The sequence below is a fragment of the Phormidium sp. CCY1219 genome, from assembly GCF_035615515.1.
Classification (GTDB): Bacteria; Cyanobacteriota; Cyanobacteriia; order Cyanobacteriales; family Laspinemataceae; genus CCY1219.
On record NZ_JAJENT010000357.1, the window covers coordinates 14,151 to 37,855 of the forward strand.

At 50.5% G+C, this 23,705-nt stretch carries 21 protein-coding genes; 8 read left to right on the forward strand and 13 right to left on the reverse strand.

Going from position 1 to position 23,705, the window contains the following annotated elements:
• Positions 1–120 precede the first annotated feature (120 nt).
• The 9 genes from nifD to LKK83_RS06735 all read right to left on the reverse strand — a co-directional run bounded on the left by nifD (position 121) and on the right by LKK83_RS06735 (position 8,987).
• Entirely contained in the window at positions 121–1,746 is a 1,626-nt protein-coding gene (gene nifD / locus LKK83_RS06695; RefSeq protein ID WP_324630198.1) for a nitrogenase molybdenum-iron protein alpha chain, read from the reverse strand.
• Between the two features lie 101 nt (positions 1,747–1,847).
• Positions 1,848–2,243 carry a P-II family nitrogen regulator gene (locus LKK83_RS06700; protein ID WP_324630200.1) on the reverse strand — a complete coding sequence of 132 codons (396 nt, stop codon included), beginning with the start codon at positions 2,241–2,243 and terminating at the stop codon, positions 1,848–1,850.
• A 236-nt stretch (positions 2,244–2,479) separates the two neighbouring features.
• Positions 2,480–2,836 carry a P-II family nitrogen regulator gene (locus tag LKK83_RS06705; protein ID WP_324630202.1) on the reverse strand — a complete coding sequence of 119 codons (357 nt, stop codon included), beginning with the start codon at positions 2,834–2,836 and terminating at the stop codon, positions 2,480–2,482.
• 112 nt (positions 2,837–2,948) lie between these two features.
• Positions 2,949–3,773, reverse strand: a complete 825-nt coding sequence (nifH, locus tag LKK83_RS06710; RefSeq protein ID WP_324630203.1) for a nitrogenase iron protein — start codon at positions 3,771–3,773, stop codon at positions 2,949–2,951.
• A 662-nt stretch (positions 3,774–4,435) separates the two neighbouring features.
• A complete protein-coding gene (locus LKK83_RS06715) occupies positions 4,436–4,702 on the reverse strand; it encodes a hypothetical protein (RefSeq protein WP_324630205.1) in 267 nt (88 codons plus the stop codon).
• A gap of 33 nt (positions 4,703–4,735) precedes the next feature.
• Positions 4,736–5,665 carry a Fe-S cluster assembly protein NifU gene (gene nifU / locus LKK83_RS06720; protein WP_324630207.1) on the reverse strand — a complete coding sequence of 310 codons (930 nt, stop codon included), beginning with the start codon at positions 5,663–5,665 and terminating at the stop codon, positions 4,736–4,738.
• A 92-nt stretch (positions 5,666–5,757) separates the two neighbouring features.
• Positions 5,758–6,993, reverse strand: a complete 1,236-nt coding sequence (nifS, locus tag LKK83_RS06725) for a cysteine desulfurase NifS (protein WP_324630208.1) — start codon at positions 6,991–6,993, stop codon at positions 5,758–5,760.
• A 10-nt stretch (positions 6,994–7,003) separates the two neighbouring features.
• A complete protein-coding gene (locus tag LKK83_RS06730; RefSeq protein WP_324630210.1) occupies positions 7,004–7,474 on the reverse strand; it encodes a NifB/NifX family molybdenum-iron cluster-binding protein in 471 nt (156 codons plus the stop codon).
• A gap of 1,240 nt (positions 7,475–8,714) precedes the next feature.
• The gene (locus LKK83_RS06735; RefSeq protein ID WP_324630212.1) at positions 8,715–8,987 is read right to left on the reverse strand and encodes a hypothetical protein; all 273 of its coding nucleotides are present in this window, start codon (positions 8,985–8,987) and stop codon (positions 8,715–8,717) included.
• Positions 8,988–9,153: 166 nt separating this feature from the next.
• On the opposite strand from LKK83_RS06735, the gene cysE reads away from it, so the two are divergent.
• From cysE to LKK83_RS06755, 4 genes are all read left to right on the forward strand, one after another.
• Complete coding sequence (gene cysE / locus LKK83_RS06740) at positions 9,154–9,795, forward strand: serine O-acetyltransferase (RefSeq protein WP_442957290.1); 642 nt, start codon at positions 9,154–9,156, stop codon at positions 9,793–9,795.
• Positions 9,796–9,797: 2 nt separating this feature from the next.
• Entirely contained in the window at positions 9,798–10,046 is a 249-nt protein-coding gene (locus LKK83_RS06745) for an Asr1405/Asl0597 family protein (RefSeq protein ID WP_324630213.1), read from the forward strand.
• A gap of 437 nt (positions 10,047–10,483) precedes the next feature.
• Positions 10,484–11,617, forward strand: a complete 1,134-nt coding sequence (nifV, locus tag LKK83_RS06750; RefSeq protein ID WP_324630214.1) for a homocitrate synthase — start codon at positions 10,484–10,486, stop codon at positions 11,615–11,617.
• A gap of 417 nt (positions 11,618–12,034) precedes the next feature.
• Positions 12,035–14,323 carry an EAL domain-containing protein gene (locus tag LKK83_RS06755; RefSeq protein ID WP_324630216.1) on the forward strand — a complete coding sequence of 763 codons (2,289 nt, stop codon included), beginning with the start codon at positions 12,035–12,037 and terminating at the stop codon, positions 14,321–14,323.
• Between the two features lie 98 nt (positions 14,324–14,421).
• On the opposite strand, the gene LKK83_RS06760 is transcribed toward LKK83_RS06755, so the two are convergent.
• Both LKK83_RS06760 and LKK83_RS06765 read right to left on the reverse strand, forming a co-directional pair.
• Positions 14,422–15,840 (reverse strand): helix-turn-helix domain-containing protein, encoded by a 1,419-nt coding sequence (locus LKK83_RS06760; RefSeq protein ID WP_324630218.1) that lies wholly within the window; start codon positions 15,838–15,840, stop codon positions 14,422–14,424.
• 223 nt (positions 15,841–16,063) lie between these two features.
• Positions 16,064–16,294 carry a hypothetical protein gene (locus LKK83_RS06765; RefSeq protein ID WP_324630220.1) on the reverse strand — a complete coding sequence of 77 codons (231 nt, stop codon included), beginning with the start codon at positions 16,292–16,294 and terminating at the stop codon, positions 16,064–16,066.
• Between the two features lie 142 nt (positions 16,295–16,436).
• Between LKK83_RS06765 and LKK83_RS06770 the strand changes: the two genes are divergently transcribed.
• Complete coding sequence (locus LKK83_RS06770; protein WP_324630221.1) at positions 16,437–16,577, forward strand: hypothetical protein; 141 nt, start codon at positions 16,437–16,439, stop codon at positions 16,575–16,577.
• A 220-nt stretch (positions 16,578–16,797) separates the two neighbouring features.
• Positions 16,798–17,007, forward strand: a complete 210-nt coding sequence (locus tag LKK83_RS06775; protein WP_324630222.1) for a TOBE domain-containing protein — start codon at positions 16,798–16,800, stop codon at positions 17,005–17,007.
• A gap of 413 nt (positions 17,008–17,420) precedes the next feature.
• Here LKK83_RS06775 and modD read toward each other — a convergent pair whose 3' ends face one another.
• The gene (gene modD / locus LKK83_RS06780; RefSeq protein ID WP_324630223.1) at positions 17,421–18,305 is read right to left on the reverse strand and encodes a ModD protein; all 885 of its coding nucleotides are present in this window, start codon (positions 18,303–18,305) and stop codon (positions 17,421–17,423) included.
• Between the two features lie 352 nt (positions 18,306–18,657).
• Between modD and treZ the strand changes: the two genes are divergently transcribed.
• Positions 18,658–20,493 carry a malto-oligosyltrehalose trehalohydrolase gene (treZ, locus tag LKK83_RS06785; protein WP_324630225.1) on the forward strand — a complete coding sequence of 612 codons (1,836 nt, stop codon included), beginning with the start codon at positions 18,658–18,660 and terminating at the stop codon, positions 20,491–20,493.
• 206 nt (positions 20,494–20,699) lie between these two features.
• Here the strand turns inward: treZ and LKK83_RS06790 are convergent, their stop codons facing one another.
• A complete protein-coding gene (locus LKK83_RS06790; RefSeq protein WP_324630226.1) occupies positions 20,700–21,017 on the reverse strand; it encodes a DUF4342 domain-containing protein in 318 nt (105 codons plus the stop codon).
• Between the two features lie 554 nt (positions 21,018–21,571).
• Between LKK83_RS06790 and LKK83_RS06795 the strand changes: the two genes are divergently transcribed.
• On the forward strand, positions 21,572–22,825 hold the full coding sequence (locus LKK83_RS06795; RefSeq protein ID WP_324630227.1) for a hypothetical protein: 1,254 nt from the start codon (positions 21,572–21,574) through the stop codon (positions 22,823–22,825).
• Positions 22,826–23,705: the final 880 nt, after the last annotated feature.

Here is a 23,705-nt window from a genome sequence, read left to right on the forward strand (position 1 = left end):
GCGGGCGAAATAACAAAGCGTTTGGGTGAGCTAAGGACGGAGAGGAGAGGAAACGGGGGGGAACCGATTGACCGATTGAGAGAAAGCTTCCCCCGCTTCCCGTCTCCCCGGCTACATCACTTACTTCTGCCAGGGGGCTTGGACGAGTTTCCATGCCGGGGTGTTGATCCGCATGTCGATGTCTTTGGCGAAGTTTACGGCACCTCGGAAACCGGCAAACGGACCGCCGTAGTCGTAGTTGTGCAGTTGTTTGCAAGGCACGCCGAATTTCTCGATGACGTACTTATCTTTAATTCCCGAACCGATTAAATCGGGTTTGAACCGCTTGATGAGGGTTTCGAGTTCGTGATGACAGATGTCATCGATCATCAGGGTACCGTCGCCCATTTCGGAGATCATGCCTTCGTACCGACTTAGCAGACCTTCTTCTTTTAGTTGTGCGATCCATTCCGGATCGGCGGTGGGACGGTAGCGATCGGGGTCGGCTTCTACTTCGATTTCTTCAATGTTGCGCGAGTCAGCGTCTACCTTGATGGTGGGCAGAACCTCGCGACCTTCGTAGTCATCCCGGTGTGCGAATTCGTAGCCGGCGGCGATCGTCTTGATGCCGAGATCGGCTAGCAAATCTTGGTAGTGGTGAGCGCGGGAACCTCCCACAAACAGAATCGCAGTTTTGCCGGTTAAACGCTCGCGATAGGGGGCGAGTTGCGCGTCGGTTTCGGCGAGTTCTTCGGCGATAACTTCCTCGACCCGTTGGGTGAGAGCCTCGTCATTGAAGAATCTGGCAATTTTCCGCAAGGACTTGGCAAAGGCTTGGACGCCGATAAAGTTCACTTTCGTCCAGGGAATGCCAAATTTGGTTTCCATCATGGTCGCCATGTAGTTGATCGACCGATGACACATGACCAGGTTTAATTTGGCAAAGTGTGCCTTGCTGGCTTCATCATAGTTGCCGTCACCACTGAACTTGCTGATGACTTTAATGCCGCACTTGTCGAACACGCGCTCGATTTCCCACGCATCGCCGCCGATGTTATATTCCCCGAGCAGGTTGACGGTAAATCCTTCGATTTCTTCGTCGCTCTCTGGTTCGCCTTCGCCGATCCAATGTTTGAAAAATCCATTGTTGGCAATGTGGTGTCCGGCGGATTGGGAAACGCCTTTGTATCCTTCGCAGTTAAAGGCAACGACTGAAATTCCCAGTTTCTTGGTCATTTCTTTGGCCACTGCTTGGATGTCGTCTCCGATCAGACCCACGGGACAGGTGGCGGTAACGGTGATGGCATTGGGTTTGAAGATTTCGTAGCCTTCTTCGATCGCTTTGCGGAGTTTTTTCACGCCACCGAATACAATGTCCGAGTCCTGTATGTCGGTGGTGACGCAATAGCTCATGTAGTTCTTGCCATCTTCGCGAGTGCGATATTGGTTGCGCCGGGTCATCCAGGTATAGTAAGAACATCCCACCGGCCCGTGAACGATATGTAGGGTGTCGCCGAACGGGCCGACCACCACCCCTTTACATCCGGCAAACGCGCAGTGTCTGGTGTTGAGAATCCCGGGAACGGTTCGCACGTTGGCGGCGATCTGCTGTCCTTCGATGGAGGAATCGCGCATCACAATGTGCTTGGCTCGCTTTTTCACGACTTTGGCGGGATAGGGACTCACCATCTCTTCGGTGACTTCCTTGGGGTCTACTTCGTAGTTTGCCTTTTCCAATTTTAAGGCGTCAGAATCATGCTCGCTCATTATCTTTCTCTCTATTACTTCAGGGGTTAGTAAGGCGATCGCCGAACTCTACCGACTTGATTTGTGCGTTGCCCGAACTCGGCGATCGCGGGATTGGGATGTTAGCCCTTCATTTCGTTGATGGCTAACTCTGCAGTTTCTCCGGTACTCACCCGCACGCTGTCTTCTACGGGCAAGACGAAGATTTTTCCATCTCCAGGGGTGCCGGTTTGATTGGTTTCGATCAATGTGCTAACCACGCGATCGACTTTATCATCGGGCACCACGACACTGAGTAAGCGTTTGGGCAGCAGACGAGACCCAGTTGCCAGTAAGGGCAACACTTCGCTGGTCTCACTTGGATGTTCGTTTAGGGCTTGAACGATTTCAAACTCTACGGCTTCTTTTCCTCGTCCCACGGCTTTGAGTGCCGTTAATGAAGGAAATCCTGCTTTCGCTAATGCTTGTTTGGTGTCGTTGATTCTGTTGAGCCGGATAACGGCCATTACTTCTTTCATTTGTCATTCAACACGGGGTTTTCAACCCATGCCCTCCAGGTGTAATATCTCATCCGACGATTGACCGAGAGTCCTAATGTCGCACTTTGGGAAAAGCACTCCCGCGCCGACGGGAACGATATTAGGCGATCGTATGGAAACAACGTATCTTCGCTCTGTCGGATTCGATCCGAATGCTATCCTTTGTCCCCAGCCTTCTTTTCCATGCCAATGTCCGAGGACAAAGGAGTGACGCCCTAGGCGGTCACTAAATTCGGTTTCTCCGCACTTTCTTTAGCACCTGTGCTGATGGTGTAAACATCTTCCACGGGGCTGACAAAAATCTTGCCGTCTCCATGTTGCCCTTCCGTGCCGGTGCGGGCCGTGTTTAAAATCGTGCGAATGACTAGCATTTTTTCCGCTTCGGGAACCACGATGAGCAAGCAGTCTTTGTGTAACTCGTCGTAAACCACGTTCCCGACTTTTAAGCCTTGTTGTTTGCCTCGACCAAATACTTCGATTTTGGTGACGGCGGGATATCCTGCATCTAAGAGCGCTTTCATCACTTCGGCACTCTTTTCGGGTCTGATAATTGCTCTTACCATGACGGTCATGGTAGTAAACCTCCAAAAATTTGAATTGGAAATCTATCCAGAACTTGGCTTGGCTTCGGGGCAATGCCTTGGCGCACTTGACGCTTCCTCACTACCCCAACGCCCGCTCTCTTTATTCATACAAACCGAATTTGACGAGCAAGTGTTCTAAATCGTCGTTCTTCATCGGCGTGGGAACCACCACATTGCTGTTGGCGTCGATCGCATTGGCCAAATTCCGATAGTGATCGGCTTGTTCGCAAGTAGGATCGTATTCGATCACCGTCTTGCGGTTCAGTTCTGCCCGTTGAACCATATTGTCGCGAGGCAAGAAGTAAATCATCTGGGTGCCGAGTTTTTCCGCTAACGCTTGAATCATGTCGGCTTCGCGATCCACTTTACGGCTGTTGCAAATTAAACCGCCTAAGCGAACCCCGCCAGATTCGGCATACTTCTGAATGCCTCGGCAAATGTTATTCGCGGCATACATTGCCATCATTTCGCCGGAGGTAACGATATAAATTTCTTTCGCTTTACCTTCGCGAATCGGCATGGCAAATCCACCACAAACCACGTCCCCCAGTACATCGTAAAAAGCGTAGTCGAGTTGTTCGCTTTCTTCATACGCGCCGAGTTGTTCGAGCAACGAAATCGAGGTGATAATCCCTCGTCCCGCACAACCCACACCGGGTTCCGGACCGCCAGATTCCACGCATAACGTGTTCCCGTATCCAGGTTTGCGAACTTCATCGAGTTCTACGTCTTCACCTTCTTCGCGCAGGGTGTCTAACACGCTTTTTTGGTGCAGTCCTCCGAGCAGCAAGCGGGTGGAGTCAGCTTTGGGGTCGCAACCTACCACCATCACTTTTCGACCGAGTTCGACTAATCCAGCAACGGTGTTTTGGGTGGTTGTGGATTTACCAATTCCGCCTTTTCCGTAAACAGCAATCTTCCGCATGATGTTGACCTCCTAATTTTCGGTCTTAATTTTTCAGTTCAGTGAAATCTGTAAATTCCTCTAAACCCAGAGGTGGGGCAAGAATTTTCTTGGGTCTCGGTTTCGTTTAGTTTAGACTCTCGTCTTTATCGATTGACCGATTGCCTTCACGTACAAAACTCTTTGCTTTGGGAATCGAAATGGTTTCTTCCTTTCGTTCCAATTTAATCATAGGCAAAGATTTTTTTTGTTGTTGTATGCTTTGCTACAAAATATAAGGTTTTTTCAGTAAAATCTCGGTTTTTTTGATTTTTTTTTGTCAGACTCGTGGATCTACGGTGGTCGATCGCCTCGATTTTCCCCGCGCTTATTTCTGCAACCTTATGCCCTGAAAGCATTCTAGCTCTTTTCATCCAAACCTGTCATTAAACTTGGCAGAACCTTTTCCGATTTTTGTAACAATATAATAAAAATATAAAGCTCGGTTTACGCTTTTTATATTTTCTTAATAAACAATCTTGTAGTTGTTATAAGGTCTAAAAGTCCAGGAATTTTCAAGGATAAAAACCCTTAAACGGTTGTTGAATATGCGATATTGCCGCAAAAAAAAAGCCCCTGCCAAACCGCAAGGGGCAATTAGGGTAAAGATAGCAGGTTGAGAGTATCTTCTTTTCACAAGAAGCTTATTTTGACCGCAGCACTTGCAACGGTTTCAAAACCAAATCCGGAAAATCATAAATGCGCGGATCGGGCGTAACCTCCTTGGGATTGGCAAACTCTAGACGATCGCCAACCTTTCCATTTTCCGGCGATCGCAGCTTCAGGCCAAAATCGTTCGATGCCTGGTGCCAGAATTCCTGAAGCTGAACCAATATCGCCCATATATTCCCCGGGGACATCTCGGGCAACTCAGTCACAGAATCGGCAGTGTAATTTTTGTTACTTTTCATCTTAAACCCTTCTCCCGAGGGAAACTTTCTCGACTAAGACACCGGTTCGACAACCAGAGAAGAAATAACCCGCTCTCGCAACCGTTGTTCTATCGCCATTTTCAGGGTAATCGTGACGCTGGGGCAACTATCACAAGCGCCCTTGAGCAGCACCTTCACTCGGTCTCCCTCCACGTCATACAATTCCACATCGCCGCCATCGAGGGCTAAAATCGGTCGCACTTCTTCTTCAAGCACCTTTTGAATCTGAGAAATTTTTTGTAAATTCGTCAGACTAGTTTGGGTGACAGTTGTCCTCGGAGGTTCTGGTGCTGAAACCGCCACCGGGTCTGGAATTGGCGGAATTTCCACCTCAGGCAAGTCGGGACGATCCACTTCCGCATATTCGGCCACCAAATCGTCAATCAGCGGCAAACAAGACCCGCAACCGCCGCCGGCTTTAATATAATTCGTCACTTGGTCCGTGGTTGCCAAATTATTCGCCCGGATCAGTCGGCGAATCTTGGCAGCGCTGACCCCAAAACAGGTGCAGACCAAAGGCCCATCATCGTCTTCGTGAGGTCTAATCGGAACCCCTCTATAGTTGGAAATTGCCGCTTCTAGGGCTTCTTGTCCCATCACGGAACAGTGCATTTTTTCTTCGGGCAACCCGCCGAGATAGTCGGCGATTTCGCGGTTGGTGATTTGCAGCGCTTGGTCGAGAGTCATCCCGAGGAGCAAATCGGTCAATGCAGAGGAGGAGGCGATCGCGCTGGCACATCCAAAGGTCTGAAATCGCGCATCCCGAATCGTCTCGCTGGTTTTCTCGATTCGCAGGTGCAGGCGCAGGGCGTCGCCACACACAATGCTACCAATCTCACCCACGGCGATCGCTTCGTCTTCTCCACACTCTTCCGTGGCGATCGCGCCCATGTTGTGGGGATTGTGAAATAAATCCATCACTTGATTGCTATAATCCCACATCTTTAATTCTCCTATATTTCTACTCTGTGGCGCAGGCGGTGTCAGGGGTGCAGGGGCAACACCCATCAGGGGTCCCCGCTGGAGCTAGCACCCTATCGCACCGCCACATTCTCTAAATCTTGTTGTTTTTCCTGCAACCAGCCTTGTTGTTCGTCGGTGTCGCTGTTAAACGGCGACATAGCGCGCAGTCGCGTCACGATCTGCGGCATCACCTGCAATACGCGATCGATTTCACCGGCAGTGGTATAGCGCGAGAGGCTAAAGCGAATCGAGCCATGCAACAAGGTGTAAGGCAGTCCCATCGCCCGCAACACGTGGGAGGGTTCCAAGGACCCGGAGGTGCAGGCGGAACCGGAGGAGGCACAAATCCCTTCGCGATCGAGGGAGAGCAGAATGGCTTCCCCTTCGATATATTTAAACCCGATGTTCGTGGTGTTCGGCAACCGCAAACTTTGATGTCCGTTGAGCTGGGAATCCGGAATGGTCGAGAGCAAGCCGGTTTCCAGGCGATCGCGCAGGGATTTCACCCGGGTCACTTCTTCTTCAAAATACTCCATTGCCAATTCCGCCGCTTTGCCCAATCCCACGATGCCCGGTACGTTTTCCGTACCGCCGCGCCGGCCTTTTTCCTGATGTCCGCCGATCAGTAAGGGCCGGAATCGCACGCCTTTGCGGATATAGAGCGCGCCAATCCCTTTCGGGGCGTGCAGCTTGTGTCCCGACAGCACCAAAAAGTCTATGGTACTATCTTTCATGTTTAACGGCAGTTTGCCCACCGCTTGCACTGCATCCACGTGGAACAGGATATCCCGCTGTTTGACAATATGCCCAATGCGTTCGATCGGGAAAACCGTGCCGATTTCGTTGTTGGCGCACATCACCGACACCAAGGCGGTGTCGTCGGTGAGAGCCTCTTTTAGTTGGTGTAAGTCGAGCAACCCTTTCCCGTTCACGGGGAGGTAGGTGACGCGATATCCCTGCTTTTCTAGGGTTTTGCAGGTACTCAGCACGGCGGGATGTTCCACTTGGGTGGTGACGATGTGCCGTTTGTTGGGCTTTGCCTGTAAGGCGGCGCGGATGGCAGCGTTGTCGCCTTCGGTGCCGCAACTGGTAAACAGGATTTCGCTGGGTTCGGCACCGAGTAAGGCGGCGACGCTTTCCCGGGATTGTTTGATACTTCGCGCCAGTTGTCCGCCGAAGGTATGCATGCTGGATGGATTCCCATAATACTGGGTCAGATAGGGCAGCATGGCTTCGAGGACTTCTTCAGCAACCTGGGTGGTGGCGTTGTTGTCCAGATAAATCGGAGATGGGTTGGTTGAGTGCATGGGTTTCCTCCTATGACGTGGGGGTGCGATCGTCGTCGGAGGGGGTGCTACACCACTCCTCGTAATAGTTCCAAAGGGCGGTTTCGATGGTGTCGTACACTTCCACTGCTTCGATGCCCGCTTCGCGCAGGCGATCGGCGGGCACGGCTCCAATTTTCGCCACTAACACCGCTTCGCAGTCGCCGAGTATCTGGGTAATTTCACTTAAGTCTCCCGGCCCGTTGTCTTTCCCGTGGCAATATTGGCTCACCGGGCGCTGGGCGATAAGTTGAGCCGCATTTCCGTCTACTTCGTAGATAAGGAATTCTTTAGCATGTCCGAAGTGCTGGTTGATGAGTCCGTAGCCTTTTGTGGCAACAGCGATTCTGATTTTTGAATGGCTGGTTTCTGTGGCGCGATCGCCGGACTCGCACTGCGGAATAACTGTGGTCGTGCCCCCACTCGCAGTGGCGAAGGGGCGTTTTTCGGTGGATGAACTCATAACTAAGTTGGGTGAATTGAATTGCTGTGGATGAAATCGAGTTGAAGAACCCAAGAGTCGAAACTCTACTCGTCTGTGATGTCCAGTTTAACGCGCTGAAATTCTGTTTCTCTTCCTGTGGGTCGAGCCTACTTTTCTTTTAATCGCGGTCGAATGTTTCTGGTTTTCGCGACGAGCGCTTTAGTCCGGGTTCTTGACTCAGCCTGATATGGCAAGGGTGACACAGGAGCGTCGCAGTGGATGCCGCGATCGCCTCGCTTTTTCCCTTGGCAAGTTTTATATCAATCCCGTCCTCTCCCCCTCACGGACGCTATCTCGATTATTTAATTAGTATTATTAGGGTGTACTCAAATTTCTCATCCCCCGATGCGATGGGGGATACAAGAAATATTTATTTTTTTTCAGCCTCGGGGGTCGGGCGTTTCTCCGGGGAGGTACGGGTATTTGCGGAGGTGGGGTCGGGCTTTTTTGTACTCGCCCTTTAACGGTTACACAACAAGAGTTTAACCCCTGTTTAAGATGCGCTATGTTTGAGTACACTTCGGTACTCGCTTGCTTCTGTTTTTTCCCGGAAGTAGCGCCCGGGCGGCTCTTTTCTAACTTCCGGCCTTCCCCCTCAGCGAGCGGTTTTCAGCGTTGAGGTGGGGGAATGGCGTTTCCGAGGTGGCTTGATTCCCCCTCGCTCTCGGGACTCGCCTTAACATTGTAACAATTATAAAATAATTATAAACTAAAAATTAAATTTTTATAAAAAGGATCTGGAGAAGTTTAACTTTTTTTAACAACTCCAGATTCCATACATCCACAGAATTCAATTCTGTATCCAATATAGCATTATTTTCAAAATTTTCGTGCTAGTTTAACGATTTTTTCCAAAAAAAATATCGCCCTGCAGTGGATGCCGGAGAACTCTGTAACTGATTATACTCTATTTTTTCGATTTTGGCTCAGCCTGAACGGAAACCGGGAAACCCAAAATCCAGAACTCTTGACATTTATCGCCAGGGCAGCAGATAGACGGCGACTAAAAGTCCCCGCCTCGTCTAGCTGAAGTGGTCTAAAGACCACTGACGGCTTTTGCCTTTCCAGGTGAAGCTGGGGTGGGTGGGGGGTGTTGCCCACCAACCAGGCTTTTTTTTAATCCTCAATTCTCCTTGAGAGAAAATGGTAGCGAATATGATACAAATCGGCTCAAATTGAGTACAAAAGCTGCCGCACCCAGTGCCCCAAAAAGCCGACCCTAAATTTTTGGAAACCGGGAAACAGTGGAATTACTGAGGAAAATGGCACTGAGTGCAAGACTAATAAGCAACCTCGCGGAGGTATAGAGGATTACAAACACTGTACCGTCGGATCTGATATAAGCAAGAAATATAGCCGAGAGCCGATCGCCCGCGATGGCGATCGCTGCCACTTCTGTGGCGTTCGAGGTTGGCGAAGCGCGATATTTGACCAGACAATAAGGAGTGTAAACGGCGATCGCCTCTGTCAAACAGCCCCTCGAGAGTGGCAAACGCTTGAAGCGAACAGAATTTGACGAACCGATCCACATCACCCCCTTCACTTCTATGACACCTTATTTATCCATTGAAGAAAAAAGCGGTACGAGCAGACCGATATTCCAGCATCGGTCTGCGGATCCTCCCGACGCAAGGCATCCCTCCACCCCGGGACGGAAAATCGCCCCGGGGATTCTCGCCGACTTCCAGATGATATTCCACCGGGATCCGGCGGCGCGCAATTGGCTGGAAGTCTTGCTTTGCTATCCGGGATTGCAGGCATTAGTATTTTACCGAATCGCCCATTGGCTACAGGGGTGGAAAATTCCGCTGATCCCCCGGTTGATGTCTCACTTGGCGCGGTTTTTCACCGGCATCGAAATCCATCCGGGGGCACAGATCGGAATCGGCGTCTGTATCGACCACGGGATGGGCGTCGTGATTGGAGAAACGGCAATTGTGGGCGATTTTGCCTTAATTTATCAAGGCGTCACCCTCGGCGGAACCGGGAAAGAAACCGGCAAGCGACATCCCACCCTCGGTGCAAATGTGGTGGTGGGTGCGGGAGCGAAAGTTCTGGGGAATATCCAGATTGGCGATCGCGTCCGCATTGGAGCCGGATCCGTGGTGGTGCGAAATGTCCCCTCGGATTGCACCGTGGTCGGGGTTCCCGGGCGCATTGTCTATCGCGCCGGGGTGCGGGTCGATCCCCTAGAACACGGACGCCTCCCGGATGCGGAAGCTCAGGTGATTCGGTCGTTAGTCACTCGCATCGAAGCCCTGGAACAACAACTGCAAACCTTACGGTCTCCGGGAGCATGATAATGGTTATCGATTCGGCCCTAAACGACTCGGTTATCGAGTTGTTGAATATTGCTCCGGGCGATCGCTGGAGAGTTTACGAACAACTTGAAGCCCGGTTTATCCCTTGTTGGTTTACCCGCAACGGATTGTTATGGGTTCATTTGCTCACTTTCTCCCAAGCCCTCCAACTCCGGGATGTGATTCGAGAAGTGACATTCCAACAAGTCCAAATTCTGCAATGGCTCGATGAGGAATTACAATCCGCGTAACATCTCCCATGACTTTTCCCGTCTCGCTCCTTTCCCTCCTCGCGAGCGATCGGGGCGAGTTGCTTTCTGGAAAATTGGCATCGGTGCGCTTATCTCCCAGCCAACATTGCCGATTCAATTGGCTCGCCCGGACTTTTCATAAGGCAAAATTATTGGGCGCATAAATGTGAAATAAATGTTAAGAAACAATCCTCAGTCCTGGCAGAAAACCGAGGTAAAAATACTCAAGTGTTAATGCAAACCGCAATTTTTTAGACTTGATGAAGTTTTACGCCTACCGGGAGATAGGGGGGTTAATGGGCGTATCGGTCAAGGAAAAAAAGGCGAAAGGAAATGTATTGTTTTTTAACAAAAAATCAAGACAGCTTCGGAGTCGAGCTAAGCTAAAATTAAATGGAGCACTCTGCATTGGCAGAGGGAAGAATAGGAAAAGAAAAATGAACGGAATTTGGATAAACGATACGACCCTGCGCGATGGCGAACAAGCAGCAGGGGTAGCATTTAGTGTAGAGGAAAAAGTGGCGATCGCGACTCGGCTCGATCGCATGGGCGTTCCGGAAATCGAAGTGGGAATCCCCGCAATGGGGGGCGCAGAAGCCCTGGCGATCTCGGCAATGTCGGCATTGGGACTGAAATCGCACTTACTGGGGTGGAATCGCTGTGTCCCCTCGGATATCGAAGCATCCCTCGCCTGTGGGTTGCAGCGGGTGCATCTGTCGATTCCGGTATCCGATATCCAAATCGAGATTAAGTTCCAAGGCGATCGCGCCGCCGCATTAAACCGCTTGCGCCAGAGTATCGCCTTCGCCCGCGATCGCGGCTTGTTCGTTTCCGTCGGCGGTGAGGATAGTTCCCGCGCGCCAGAAGATTTTTTAATCCAAGTGGCACAACAGGCGCAAGAGTGGGGCGCATCCCGGTTTCGCTTCTGCGATACCGTGGGAATTTTAGATCCGTTTACCACCTACGAGAAAGTCGCCAAGCTGGTAGCGGCACTATCAATTCCGGTAGAGATGCACACTCACAACGATTTCGGCATGGCAACTGCTAACGCGATCGCCGGAGTGAAAGCGGGGGCATTCTCCGTGAATACCACCGTCAACGGCTTGGGAGAACGAGCCGGCAATGCGGCACTGGAAGAAGTAGTGATGGCCCTGCAGCAGATATACGGTTTGAAGTTAGGCATCGAAACCCCGGGCTTGTTCGAACTCTCGCAACTGGTGCAGCAGGCATCCGGCGCGAAGTTACCCCCCTGGAAGGCAATTGTAGGTGAGAATGCCTTCGCTCACGAAGCGGGCATCCACACCCACGGCGTGCTGAAAAATCCCCACAGCTACGAACCCTTTGCCCCGGAAACCGTGGGGGCAACGCGCCAGTTAGTGGTGGGCAAACATTCCGGGCGTCACGGCTTGTGCGATCGCCTGGAACGCTACGGGATTGCCATCGAAAATGAAGAAACGCGATCGCTCCTGGATGCGGTGCGCGCTTTATCCGTACAGCTCAAGCGCAATTTAACCGAGGAAGAATTGCGCCGATTAGTTTTCCCCAACGTTTCCCATCGCACGTGGGTGTAATGGCAAAAACAGACATTTTTTGCACCGCGATCGCGCCAGATTTTTTAACTCGTTCCCCCCCCACGGAGGAACCCTTTCTGAGAGGCTCTGCCTCGATACCGATTGATTTGACCCCTGGTTCAATTATTCGCCGATTGAGGTAAATTGCCTGGAGCGTCGATAAACTGCTAAAACCAATTATAAAAAGACGTAAAAACATCTAAAGCTGGAGAAGAATCGAACAATTTGGTAGCAAGAATAACCGCAATCCCGGACCGCTTGAACTCTTGTAGAAACAAGCAGATGAAAGCACAGCTAAACCAGGGGCATCAATCCCAAAGCAAACCGAGAGGGTGGCGGAAAACAAGAGAAACACGAAAGAATTTTTGAGAGGAAAAAGAAATGAGGCAGAAGAGAAAGAATCGGCAATATCCTGCCATGTCAAACCATTCCAAAAAGGTGTGGATGAGCGTCACTCGAGCGCCGAGGAAGTTGAACGAGCTAGCCCAATGCGAATTGACCCAGTGCGAAGCGATCGAGGAACGACTGAAACACTCCCTCAAGGAATTATCAGACATCAAGCTGGGATTAGATCGGGCGGCGATTGTAGAAATTGCCGACGAAAAAGGAATCATCCGGTACGTCAACGATAACTTTTGTCAAACTTACAAATATCAGCGAAATGAGCTAATTGGCAAAACCGACTGCATCATCAATTCCAGCAATCACACCCCGGAATTTTCTCGGCAGTTGTGGGAGACGTTAACAGCCGGGAAAACCTGGAAAGGAGAAGTAAAAGAAAAAGCGAAAGATGGCACGGAAGTCTGGGTGGATGCCACCATCGTGCCGTTTTTAAACGAGTCAGGGATTCCCTATCAGTATTTAGCGATTCGATTTGACATCACGGAACGCAAGCGAGGAGAGGAAGTATTGCGTCAGGCGGAAGCAAAATATCGCAGCATTTTTGAAAACGCGATCGAAGGGATTTTTCAAACCACGCCCGACGGGGGCTACATCAATGCGAATCCGGCACTGGCTCGCATTTATGGGTATGAATCGCCGGCGGAACTGATTGTGGATTTAACCCAACTCGACGGGGAAAATTACCTGGATAGAAACCGACGCCGGGAGTTCATGGAGTTGTTGCAAAAACAGGGTGCGGTGTTAAATTTTGAATCCCAGGTTTATCGTTGCGATCGCCGCCGAATTTGGATTTCGGAAAATGCCTGGGCGGTGCGAGATTCTCAGGGCAAATTGCTTTATTATGAAGGCACGGTGGAAGATATTACCGAACGCAAGCGCACCGAGGAGCAGTTGCGGCACAATGCATTTTACGATGCTCTCACCGGGTTGCCTAACCGGGCGTTATTTATGGATCGCCTCACACAAGCGACGCGACGGATGAAACAGTCGCCGGAGTATTTATGTGCGGTATTGTTTCTGGATCTCGATCGCTTTAAAGTGATTAACGACAGCTTGGGACATCGCGTAGGCGATCGCTTGCTGGTGGCGATCGCGCGCAAGCTGGAAACCTGCGTGCGATATACCGATACCGTGGCGCGTCTTGGCGGCGATGAGTTTACCATTTTGCTTGAAGATCTCCTCGATCCCGACGATGCGGCGAAGATTGCCGATCGCATTTTAACCGAACTGGCCCTTCCCGTTTGCTTGGAGAATCACGAAGTTTTCACCACCGCCAGCATTGGAATCGTCCTCGGTCATGCCGATTGCGATCGCCCGGAAGATTTGCTGCGCGATGCCGATACCGCCATGTATCGCGCCAAAGCCACCGGAAAAGCGCGCTATGCCATCTTCGATGGCACTATGTACGCCTGTGCCGTGGCTCGCTTGCAGTTAGAAAACGACTTGCGACGGGCGATGGAACGGCAGGAATTTTGTTTATTTTATCAGCCCATTGTCGATTTGTCAATGGGGAGAATTTCTGGATTTGAAGCTCTGATTCGCTGGCATCATCCCCAACGCGGATTGGTGTCTCCCGAGGAGTTTATTCCCTTAGCGGAAGAAATGGGATTGATAGTTCCGATGGGGGATTGGGTATTGCGCGAAGCCTGTTGCCAGCTCAAACAATGGCAGGAATTGTTCGGGTTAAATGCTGTCGATCGCGCCCTCAAATCCGGGCGCGATCGGCGGATTTCCCCCACTCAACCTCCGCTTTCCATGAGCATCAATCTTTCTGGCAAACAATTTTCCCAACCCAATTTATCCGACACGATCGCTCGCATTTTAGACCAAACTGGCTTATCGGGAGAAAGCTTAAAATTAGAAATAACCGAGACATTGCTGATGGAAAATGCCGCCTCGGTGACGGCAACCATCTCGCAACTGAGAAACTTAGGGATTCAGTTATGCATCGATGACTTTGGTACCGGATATTCTTCTTTGAGCTACCTGCACCAATTTTCTATCGATACGTTAAAAATCGACCGCTCTTTTGTCAGTCAAATGGGGGCGGCAGAGAATGGCGAAATTGTCAAAACAATCGTCACCTTAGCCCGCAATTTGGGAATGGATGCGATCGCGGAAGGGGTGGAAAACAGGGAACAACTCACCCAACTGCGCGGACTACAATGCCAATCGGCTCAGGGATATTATTTTTCTCCCCCAGTCGATAGGGATGTGGCTGAGGCATTGATTCTTTTTAATCGCCACAAAGCACCTCGGGAAACTATTGGCGATCGCCGCAGTTCCGCTTGCATTAATGAATAATTTATCTCCCCCAAAATGAGGGGTATTGCTTGCAGATTGAGGTGCAATTCGCAACTCGCCTCCACAAGACGGAAATTTGGCGATCGGCAATGGTTTTATCACTCTTCTAAATCGAGAATATCTCGCAAGGGTTCCACATCTTGTTGCTGAATTTCAAAGCGACCTTTCTCAATATCTCTGACCCAACTTTGGCTTTTTTCCAGCATGTGCGCCAACTGTCTTTGACTCAATCCTTTCTTGCGTCTCGCCGCTTTCACGCGATCGCCACTCAGTTGAGGCTCTTGCTTACTTTTCAATTTTCTTTGACTTCGGCGCTGCTTTTGGCGCTCGAATTCTGCCAGTCGCAGGTCCCATTCTCGGGGAAATTCAAAGCCCAGTAATTTCGCGTTCATCAACATTTGCCATTTTCCGCGCGGGGCGGGGTCGGTAATCCGCGTTTCTTTCCCCGCATCGTCTATCCAAAATTGCAGCGCCGCATCGCTATCTTCTGGAATGTCGAGCAATTTTGCCCACAAAGGCTGAATCGGTAGCGGATAGGTTCCCGGATCGAATAGAGGTTTGCATCCATAGTTATATAACACTTCTAGGTCATTTTCAAAGGCGCGGATTCGCTTTTTTCGTTCCTTGCGATTGAAGTCCGCGAAGTTGAGTTTATCCTCGCCGTAGGCAATCCGCATTAAGGTAGGAACGGCGATCGCTTGATTTTTGCCCAATCGGCTTTTAAATAACAGCCACAGCAGCATTCGCGCCGCTCCTTCTCGATGCTGCCAAATGCTCATCACCGCTTTTAAGACAAATTCAGGCAAAATGCCGTATTGATAAAATGCGGTTTTTTCTTTATAGCCTTCCGGGTTGAGGAAGTATTGCGCCCAAGGGCCTGCTTGAATTGTAAAGGTCAGTCCGACGAGATGTTTTTGTTTCAAGTCATCTTCCACAAAGTGGTGTTCGATATCTTTCAGATGCCAGATGCGGCTTTCTTCTACGGCGAAAGCGGGAAATCTTCCCCGTTTAGCCCAATTGATTTCGTGGGTGATTTGGCAGGGTTGTTGCGCCAGATATTTAATTAAAGAAAGCTTGGCATGATGGTCTAGGTCTTTGCGGCGATCTAACCCTAAGTAGCGGGCAATTTGTTCGTCGGTGATGGTAAATTCTTCGACCCAAGGACGGTCTAAATTCGTGGCATGAGCAGCATAAATTAAATGCAGACAAGCGGAACGGATATCGATGTCTTCGAGTGCCTTTAATGCGGCTTCCCTCTCCAGGGCGATCGGGGGAGACTCGTGCTGTAGATATTCACTCACCCGAAAGGCAATCCTTCCATTGCCTTTTTGGACAATGCGTTCGTAACAGAGTTTTCCCTCCGCATCAGTTTCCCAAGGTAAAGCATCTCTTTGCGCTAAAATATTGCACGCTTCCCAGATGACAATGGATGAGGCAAAGGAACTGGTTTTGCCATCGGGAAATAAATCCCCACTGCTTGGGATGCGATCGCGCGATCGCTTAGAAAGACTTACCATTTTTCTCCGTTTCTCCCTCACCAGTGGTACCGGATGTAGCGTCGGACAGACGATAACGCACATGGGTTTGCTATAGTACCCAATGCAGTTATTGCAAAGGTCAGCATGAATGCAATATCGTTTTTTCCTGTTGCCAATAGCCTTCGTAGGACACCGGGGGCGACACCAGTCGCAGGCAATACAATCGCTTTCAATGGTATAAGGCATAGTTTTATCCTGACCCCTAGAGGTCAGTTGCAATCCCCTTGAATTTGTTCGCCGCGATCGCTTTTTTCTGATTGGGTAGAATATGAAACTCCACCATTAAAGATGAAACCTTTTCACCTTCCACCGTCACCCGCGATGACTTTTTCGGTTTTTGTCTGTGTTTCTCTTTACTCCTAATTGCGCGATCGCTTTCCTTTCCTTCCTCTCGCTCTTCGCTTCTGCTTCGCAGAGCTAGCGCACAATTCACAACCGCACCCCTGTCGGTCTTATCCGAACCCGGCAATGGTTGAGTCTTGCGCTAACCCCGTTTTCTCCTCGCTGGGTGAACGCTTCTTTTTATTATGGCCGCTCTTGTGAAAAAATTTTGTTCGTGGTGAGCAGTTTAACCAATGTTTGTATTTGCAGGAGTAACGACTCACTCCCCCGCAAATTCCTTCGGTGACAGCCCCTCAACGCCCCTGGAGAAAACAATTCACGCGATCGCCCCGCGCGCGAGGCTATGGGTCTACCGCTTTGACTGTGCGGAATAATTGCTCCCTATCGTGGGATGATTTCTGCAAGCAGTAACGGCATATTTCTAATATTTTCGGGGAATTTCAGCCTTTCCTGTCTCGAAAACCGCTCGATTTTTTTCGCACTAAAAAGGTGAATGAAAAATAAAGCGAATCCCCCCTTATCAATGCAAAAACGTTGCTATAATAAAGCCGCTACCCTTAGAAAAACCATGTAATTTCTGTGAGGAGTCAGGGGATGGAAATTAGCGCCCGCAATGTTATCAAAGGCACGGTTAAAAAAGTGGTTATGGGAATGGTGACTGCCGAAATCACCCTGGAAGTCTCTCCGGGCATCCAGATGACGGGAGTCATCTCGAAAGCTTCCGCCGAGAGGTTAGGGCTTTCCGAAGGCAAAGAAGCCCATGCGATAATTAAATCCAGCGACGTCATGTTTGCCGTGGAATAATTTCCCTCCCATCGTCGCCAAGAACAGGGCTTTTCCCAGCACCCGAGTTGTAGAGACCCAAACGTTTTGCGCTCTACAACCCGGGAATTTATGCCGTTGCGGGTGACGTGACGGCTGCATTCCGACGAGATTAATTCAACTTTTTTTAATTCAACTTTTTTTTATGTACTTGTGCAAAAATAATTGCAACGGGTAGGGTGGGCAGTTCCACAGTTTCTCCGGTGTCCCTCGCCACTCATTCAAGGAACTGCCCACCTTACAAACTCAAGGGGCAAATGAATAACCGAAAAATGGATAAACGGCTGTAGTATTGAGAGGAGTATTTCAGAATAACATTCCCAGGGCTAGCCTGGGAAGGAGTTAAGCATCAATTTTTCCTAACCCAATGATTCAAACAGACTATAGGGAACGCATTATGCAAATTTTACATCGGGATTATTGGATGGAAGGGGCACAATGGGTTCGATTTGGACTTTAATATCTGCCGGGGGGGCAAAATAAGGGGCGGTTAACACCAACCCATCCAGGGCGATCGCGGCATACGCTTGAATATTGTCGGCATGAATTCCCCCGGCGGCTAATGTCACCAAATTTGGATTAATGGATTTCAAAGTCGCGATCGCTTCTGCTAAAGTCTGAGCCGGCACTTTATCAAATTGAATGCCATCCACCCCGGCGGTTGCCAGTTCCAATGCAGCGGAAATTTCCTTCACCTCCACAATAATTTTCTTTTCTTTCACCTGACGTTGCAACTGCGGTAACTGAGAAATCAACCCCTCGATTCCGCCGAGAAAATTCAGATGTTGCTCGAAAACCAGGATGGTTTCCGATAACCCCAAGCGGTGAGGATAGGCACCCCCCGCCAAAATCGCTTGCACCGCCAGCGGTTTCGTGCCCGGAATGTGCTTGCGGGTGGTGTATAGCATCGCCTGAGGATTGGTTTCCCGCGCCAATCGCACTAACTGAGCCGTTTTCGTCGCCACACCACAGGCATATTCTAGCACATTTTGCACTGCTTTCCAGGCAAGGTGCAGGGTTGCCGCCTTACCCTCCGCCGCCAGAAATGTCACCCCCGATTCCACCTCTTTGGCGTTAGGGAACATTTCCGTCACCGTCGCCCCTGCCCGTTGCAACATTCGCGCCCCGGTTTGCGTACCGGAAAGCACCAGGCGATCGCGCGACTGAAAGGAAATTCTGCCGGGGCGATCGCCGATCCCCAGCCCTTGAGTCGTTAAATCGAAATAAGGAACGTCATCTTGAATCAACTGGTCGATGGTTGCCTCGGGTATAAATACCATTCGCTTTGCTCCTATTTATCGCACTAAACTCGCAAAACCTATCGGCGCAATATATACATTGCAGCCCGCCGCAGGCTTGCGCCCCAGATTACAGTATTCTACTCCATTTCGCCAGAGAATTCAACCCCATCCCCGCCAAAAGTGAGAAAAACTTGACACCGAACCCTCTCCTGGGTAAAATGCACCAGACAAAACGGGGTGGGGGTTTGGCGACGAACCAACCACACCTGAGACCTCTACCTAAAGAAAGATGCCAAGGGAGACGCGATCGCCGATAATACCCCCAAACCACCCCCAGACTGCAACCCTGCCCGCGCCTGAAAAAGCTGTTAACCCATCCCCTGACCTGCTAATGACTGTTAAATTTGGTTCGAATTATCTCGGTAGCGATCGGTGTGAGTTTACCGTCTGGGCACCTACCCTGCAAGAACTCTCAGTCCTCGTGGTTTCCCAAGCAGAAGAACGCTTGATTCCGATGCAACCAGTAAACCGAGGGTACTGGAACGTCACCGCCGACGGAATCGCACCCGGAACCCGCTATTTTTATCAGATAGAAAATTCCCTCAAACGACCGGATCCCGCCTCCCATTTTCAACCCGATGGCGTACATTCCGCCTCGCAAGTAGTCGATCGCGGCACATTTTCCTGGACCGATCGCAGTTGGTCCGGGATTCCTTTAGAGCACATGGTAATCTACGAACTGCATGTAGGAACCTTCACCCCAGAAGGAACCTTTAGCGCGATAATTCCACGACTCGGGATTTTAAAAGACTTGGGAATCAACGCCATCGAACTGATGCCGATCGCCCAATTTCCCGGCGATCGCAACTGGGGATATGATGGCGTCTATCCCTATGCCGTACAAAACTCCTACGGTACCCCAGACCAACTCAAACAATTGGTGAATAGCTGTCATCAACTCGGCATCGCCGTGATTCTCGATGTAGTGTACAATCACCTCGGACCCGAAGGCAATTACATGCGCGATTTTGGTCCGTATTTTACCGCCAAATATCGGCCAATTTGGGGAGATGCTATCAACTACGACGACGAATATAGCGATGGGGTGCGCGAGTTTTTTTTGAGTAATGCGCTCTATTGGTTAGAAACCTATCATATCGACGCTTTGCGCTTAGATGCGATTCAGGCTATTTTTGAAGTAGGCGCGCGCCCCTTATTGCAAGAACTCGCCGACCGCGTAGAGGAATTTTCCCAGCAGCAAGGACGTCAATTTTATTTAACTGCAGAAAGCGATTTAAACGACCCGCGCGTGTTGCGTCCGAAACCGTTAGGCGGGTATGGGATAAATGCCCAGTGGTGCGACGATTTTCATCATGGGTTGCACGTGTTGCTCACCGGAGAAAGCCAAGCCTACTATCAAGATTATGGCAAATGCGAACATCTGGCAAAATCCTATCGCGAAGGATTTGCTTATACCGGGGAATATTCTGCTTTTAGAAAGCGGCGATTTGGCGCTTCTTCCGAAGACGAACCTGCAGATCGCTTTATCGTGTTTGCCCAGAATCACGACCAAGTGGGCTATCGCATCATGGGCGATCGCTTATCCACCCTCGTCTCTTTTGAAGCGTTAAAATTAGCGGCGGGCGCGGTATTGCTTTCTCCATTTATTCCCTTACTGTTTATGGGAGAAGAATACGGCGATCGCGCACCGTTTTGCTATTTTATCAGTCACTCCGAACCGCCATTAATTCAAGCCATTCGCCAGGAAAAAGAAGCCGAATTTAAAGCCGCTGGCTCTCCGGGAGAATTTCCCGACCCGGCAGGGTTGAAAACCTTCTACAATTGCAAGCTAAACTGGAATTTGCGTCAAGAAGAATCCCATCAACACCTGTGGAAATTTTATCAGCATTTGATTCAGCTAAGGCGCAGCATACCGGCATTAAAAAAGCTCGATAAAAATCGTCAAATGGTGGATTGGGATGAAAAAGAGCGCTGGATTGTAATTCAGCGATGGGATGGAGAGAGTCGAATTTTTCTGTTAATGAATTTTAACGAAAAAACAGTGGTTTATCCGGCGAATATGCTGGAGGGTCATTGGCAAAAGCGACTGGATTCGGCGGCGGAAAAATGGATGGGAAGCGGTTCGAGTTTACCCGAGTCTCTCGCACCCGGTGCAACCTTGACCCTCACCCCGCACAGTGTTGTGCTTTACGAACTGGCCGAATAACGGTTAGCAACAACTGGGGCGCTGGCATGCCCACAGTTGTTGTTGAGAGCGCGTTCCAGGCAAGGGGGTAAAATGGGGCAGAGCAAGGGTGAGGGCGCGATCGCGGCTACTAGGGGAATGTGAGCCAAGGGTCGAGGACAGAGGCAGTTAGCACTTTATATGAAAACCGCGATCGCGATCGGTAGACAACTCGAAGCGCGCGCGAACTATTCTTTTTTCTCGACCACCAAAGTCAAGCGAGCCACCATCGCGCCAATGGCACCCACCGCAGCAAACACGGGAAACACAGCGGTACCGAGGACCCCGCCGACGACTCCCACGGTGAGGGGAATTTCAATCAGCACGTGACCTTCTTCGTTTTTGAGAATTAGGCGACGAGTGTTTCCTTCTTGGATTAATTCTTTCACTTTTTTTACCAAGTCCTCGCCGTTGAGTTTGAACTCTTCGACCCGCACGTTAGGTTCGGCTTGAACTTCGGTTTCAACGGAAGTAACGGGTTCTTGGGGTTGACGATCTTGTGTCATTAGAAACCTCTTAAAAGTTGGGATTGTTGTTTGTTGCATTTCACCCATCGGTTCGCTCACCGAAAGGGTGAAAGCGCAAGAATGAATTGCGTCACTCCTTCCCCTTTCTCCCCGAAGCAACAGTGCAAGACTGGCATTGCGAACCGTAACCGATCGCCCGGTAACCATCCGCCGGGGAAAAATAGATGGAGTATTGCCCATATTTTAGCTAAAATCATCTCAGACCAACTGAACCGTGAAAGGAGGTGGCCTGCGTAGAGTTTCAATAAAACAGCGATCGCGCTGTGGGTGTGGAGGGTGAAATCATCAGCGGTGCGAGGTTTACCATTGAGTGTAAGCGGTTCCGTTATCCCGATCGACGGCGTTAACCGAACCGGATAAGTGAGGGGTCAAACCCTTTATCCCCCTTCGGCAAACACACCAGAGACTCCAGCTACGTTTAAGTTTGAGCAAAACTCGCACTGGGAATTTCTGACCCGATCGCGAGTCAACCCCCGAGTTTGAGTACGAAAGTTTAATCATAGTGGAGCGATTTCGGCCACCTATCCGTCCGAATGGTGCCTACTATCAAATCCCAACCCGGCGCGATCGCGCCTGTGGTGAATCTCGAATTGGATGCCCACCGGATAATTCCGCAGTTGGGGCGAGTTCCTCGAACTCAGGGGGGATCGAGGGAATTGTTGCTTACTGTGGGCGGGTTTGAGCGTAAAGCCGCCCGTAAACCCCGAAGTGCTGACCATGCATCTGGATTGAATCCGATGCGATCGCACCACAAAAGCCCTCGCACCCAGGCTAACATTCCAAAATTTTGGTATATTAACTCCATGCGGATCTGGGAGCATTTACAACAATTGTCGCGGGAAAATCGCAAGCAGTACCGATCGAGCGACTGGGCAGAACTAGCTGCGATCGCGGCTTCGGCTGTCGGTACGCTCGCGGCGGCGGTATTGCAACAGGCAGCTTATGCAGCCGCACCCTTGACCCTGGCGCTGTTTTTAAACTTTCTCCATCGCCAACGCCACACCGAACCGCCCTCCCAAGACATTCCCTTAACCATTGCCGAACTCGAGTGGCGTTTATCCCAACTCGAAGAGCAATTACAACACCTTCCGCAACCCGATCGGATTAACTTGAGCGAGGTCTACGATGAATTGGCTTCGGTCAATAAATCTTTAACCATGATCGAGGGGAAAGCTTCATTTATGGCGGCGAAAGTGTACGACCAGTTGTCGGTACAAGTGGACCGTTTGCGCGAACAAGTAGAGCGGATTTCCGAACCGTTAGACCTGACGCGAGTTGAAGCCAGAATCGCCTCGTTAAATGTGGCGGTGCAATTTTTAGCCCAGCGACCCTTGATAGACCCGCAAGAACACGAGAAACTCGCGCGCCGATTGGGGCAACTAGAAATTAATCATCAAAAAGTGGTGGTGGAGAGTTTAGAACGCTTAAACCAAGAAACTAAACACTTGCAACACCAGGATTTTCAACTAGCCAAGAAAGTGGATGCGCTGCAACAAAAATTTGCCGCGCGACCGGAAGTGGCGCAAATTTCTAAATTAAGCCGAAATGTAGGGCGATTGACCGATAGCGTCAACCAAATCCAACACACGGAAGCGATCGCCGCCCTTTATGACGAAATTGCTACCATTACCAAAGAACTGACCCGGTTGGGTCAAAATGTCGATCGCCCTCCGGACCTGTTGCAGATTCAGCAACTCCAAGAAAGGCAACAGTCTCAGATCGCGCGACTCGATCGCAAATTCACCGAAGCGATCGCCGCATTGGACAAATTAAGAATTAACAGTTAAGCCGATCTGCATTTCCAAAGCGGACACAACCTCAAACCCAGTTGCGATCGCCGTGCCTCAAGTTTTCGGCACGCCGTTGCCCCTAGACCCCCGAAGGGCAACGGCGTGCCGGGGAGGGGGAAGCGCGTTGGCGAAGCGCCTTGTCATGCCCGGAGACCCCGCAAAGGGCCGCCAACCCTCGGGAAGGGCGATCGTCCGCGCGAAGAACTTCCCTGACGTCTCGCTCCCTACAGTTACCCAATTTAATGGCTAACCCCTGAAGCGGGCGGCGGTTAAATGCCAGTAAAATTCGGCCCTAAACTGCACAACCTCCCAGGTTGGTGTTGCAATTCGCGCACCCCACAGAGACGGGCGGGAAAGTGCAGCCTCCTCGACGAAACGTTTACAGGCGGATTCCCACCCAATCGCGGCGATCGGAGCGCTTCCCTGACCCCGCCATCGGTTATCTCCAGAGGGCAACCCAGGCATTGGCCAGATTGCGGGTACCCCGCGCGCCATCGTCACGCCCCCCGCAACCACCCTCCCAATCCCACAGCCAAAAGTAGGCATGAAAAATAGCCCCCGTCGGTGCCTCCCTCCCCCCTGGCAATTTGAGCGTTGCATGCAGCGCAGAATAAGCCACTGGGAAATAAAACTCTTTAACAAAAGGCTGTTTTATGGGAAAATAGAACCGCGATATATCTTTATTTTATTAGACCGTTACAAATTAACCCATTTTAAATTACAATAAAAGATTCTACGAGAAACTGGATCGTTTAACAACCATCCCTTGTCAAAGTAAGATGACCCTAGATGTTCGTCATTAGTCAGCACCCCGCTCTAAAGAGACGGGGCTTCTAGCCCCTGACTTTAGGTAGCTGACCAGCCTAAGCCCTACGAG